The organism is Aquirufa sp., from assembly GCF_044377215.1.
Classification (GTDB): Bacteria; Bacteroidota; Bacteroidia; order Cytophagales; family Spirosomataceae; genus Aquirufa.
On record NZ_JBILJM010000066.1, the window covers coordinates 1 to 2,818 of the forward strand.

Below are 2,818 nucleotides of genomic sequence, written 5' to 3' on the forward strand. Positions count from 1 at the left end.
CGTTATGTATGCCATCATTTTCATGTTAATCGGTTGGCCAGGTTGATCAGGCGTTATTTGATTATTATAATATCCATAGGCTAATTGAGATGCTGTCATTAACAAGCAAAACAAACTCACGTGAGTTCCATAAAATGGAATCGCAAACGGCAGCGTTAAAATCGAATCGAATGTAGATAAGTCATTTGCCCAAAGGAAGGATTCTTGACGAAGATTGATTAAGTTCGGGAATAGCATAAATACGGCCATTAATACAGGCATAGTAGCTAAAACGGGTACGCAGCCGCTTAATGGATTTACGCCAACTTCCCCATAAAGTTTCATGGTTTCTTGTTGGACGCGTGCTGGATCATCACCAATCTTCTCTTTGATGGCTGCTATTTCAGGAGCCAAAATGCGCGTCTTAGCCATTGAAACATATGATTTGTATGTTAATGGTAGCAAGGCTGTTTTAATGATTAAAACCAAAAGAATGATTAGTAATCCATAATTTGATACGATACTCTCTAAGAAATCAAACAGAGGTACGAAAATGTACTTTGTAAGCGGTAACAAAAAGTCATAGCTCAGTTTGACGTTTTTTCCAAAAGAAGGAGCTACGGTTTTTATTATAGAATAATCATTTGGTCCAAAGTAAAACTTATAATTTGATTTGCCTTGGATTAGATCCTGTGTTGATGCTGTTAACGTAGCGTCTAATGTCTTTAAATGTAAAGAATCAGTCAGGTTGGGCGTGCTGATTAAATCTGCTTTTTTAAATTCAAAACCCTGTGGAATTAGACCTGTTAAGAAATACTTTTTCTTAAATGAAATCCATTGAGTTGGCTTTATTAAATTGTCTGTTTCTATTCCACTCGGATTTTCAGATAAATTATCAAACTCCTCATCTTCAGTCAATAAATAATTGATTGTGGCTTTGCGTTCTTCATTAATATCTTTTTCATTTTGAACTAGATTTTCTTTCCAATGAATCGTGTAATCAGCCCCCGTGATTACGCTAGCTGCATTTTTCGCATCAATTGAATAGTCGAGTTCGAAATTTTCTTCCCCTAAAATATATGTTTGACTAATTTTTTGTCCTGTTGCTAATGTACTTGTAAATACAACATTGCCTTTATTCTCTTGAACATCGTAGATTAACGCATTCAGTTTGATTTTTGTATTTCCAGATGGGATCTCAACATCAAATTGATCCTTGCTTGCATCAAACATTTGAATTCCTTCACTTTTACCCGAGTTGTAATTTGCGTAGCTACGGTAATTCTTTAACGTTACTGATTTAATTTTACCGCCGTAATTTGAGAGCGTCACGACCATATTCTTGTTTTCTAACTTTAGAAAACGCTCCTTGATTTGTGCAGAAGAATCTGGTGCAGTTGGGGCTGTTACGACAATGTTAGCTTTTGGCTTAACTACAGTTGTTTTTTTAGCTACTTGTTCTGTTGGAACCGGTTCCACAGGTGCAAAAAAATATTGATAGCCAAGTAACATGGCCATAATTAAGACGATACCGGATATTGAATTCTTATCCATAAATTATTTTGAATTTTTGATAAATGGAACTGCGTGTTGGTACGCAGCCTTAATAAATTGGACAAAAATAGGCGATGGTGCCTCAACTGTTGATTTATATTCGGGATGGAACTGAACTCCTACATAAAATGGATGATTGGGTAGTTCGATAATTTCAACAAGTTCTGATTCAGGATTAATGCCTGAAGTGACCATGCCAGCTTGATTAAATTGAGTTAAATAGTCATTGTTAAATTCATAACGGTGACGGTGTCTTTCTTGAATTGATGTTTTTCCATAAATTTTAAAGGCCATCGTACCTTTTTCAATTTTACATGGATAAGATCCTAATCGCATAGTTCCTCCTTTTTCTGAAACATCTTTTTGCGATTTCATTAAATCAATGACTGGATAATTTGTTTCTGGATTCATTTCAAATGAATGTGCAGCTTCTAAACCTATAACATTACGCGCAAACTCAATAACGGCACATTGCATTCCTAAACAAATTCCTAAAAATGGTATTTTATTTTCACGGGCATATTTGACTGCGTTTATTTTACCTAAAATACCGCGTTCTCCAAATCCTGGAGCAACTAAAATTCCATCTAAACCTGTTAAAACATCTGCCACATCTATATCCTCCATACTTTCTGAAGATATCCATTTGACATTTACCTTTATTTCATTGGCTACACCCGCATGAATAAATGCTTCAGCAATCGATTTGTACGAATCTTTTAGCTCTACGTATTTACCAATTAATCCTACTGTTATTTCAAATTTGGGGTTCTTTAATTTATCTAAAAATTTAGTCCAAGCCGTTAAATTACTATCCGTATCATTATAAATATCAAGTTTATATAAAACGCGGCTGTCTAAACGTTCTTGTTGCATCAACATTGGCACATCATAGATTGTTTCGGCATCTCTAGCTTCAATTACATCTTGTTCGCTCACATTACAAAAAAGACCTATTTTCCTTTTCATTTCTTGTGGAAGCGGATGCTCCGTACGGCAAACTAAAATATCGGGTTGAATTCCTGATTCGGATAATTGTTTTACGGAGTGTTGGGTAGGCTTTGTTTTTAACTCGCCTGCTGATGCCAAATAAGGAACAAGGGTAAGATGTATAAAAAGGGTGTTTTTCTCTCCTAAGTCCCATTTTAATTGCCTTGCAGCTTCAATAAATGGTAATGACTCAATATCTCCAACGCAACCACCTATTTCTGTGATGACGATATCAAATTTTCCTGTCTCACCTAAAATTAAAATGTTACGTTTAATTTCATCTGTAATATGAGGG

The 2,818-nt window shown here is 35.2% G+C and carries 2 protein-coding genes; both read right to left on the reverse strand.

Annotated features, from left to right (window positions below; genetic code table 11):
• On the reverse strand, positions 1-1,533 hold a 1,533-nt coding region (yidC, locus tag ACIQ6T_RS11335), incomplete at its 3' end, for a membrane protein insertase YidC (RefSeq protein WP_395786464.1).
• A gap of 3 nt (positions 1,534-1,536) precedes the next feature.
• The coding region (locus ACIQ6T_RS11340; RefSeq protein WP_395786466.1) for a CTP synthase at positions 1,537-2,818 on the reverse strand (1,282 nt) is incomplete at its 5' end.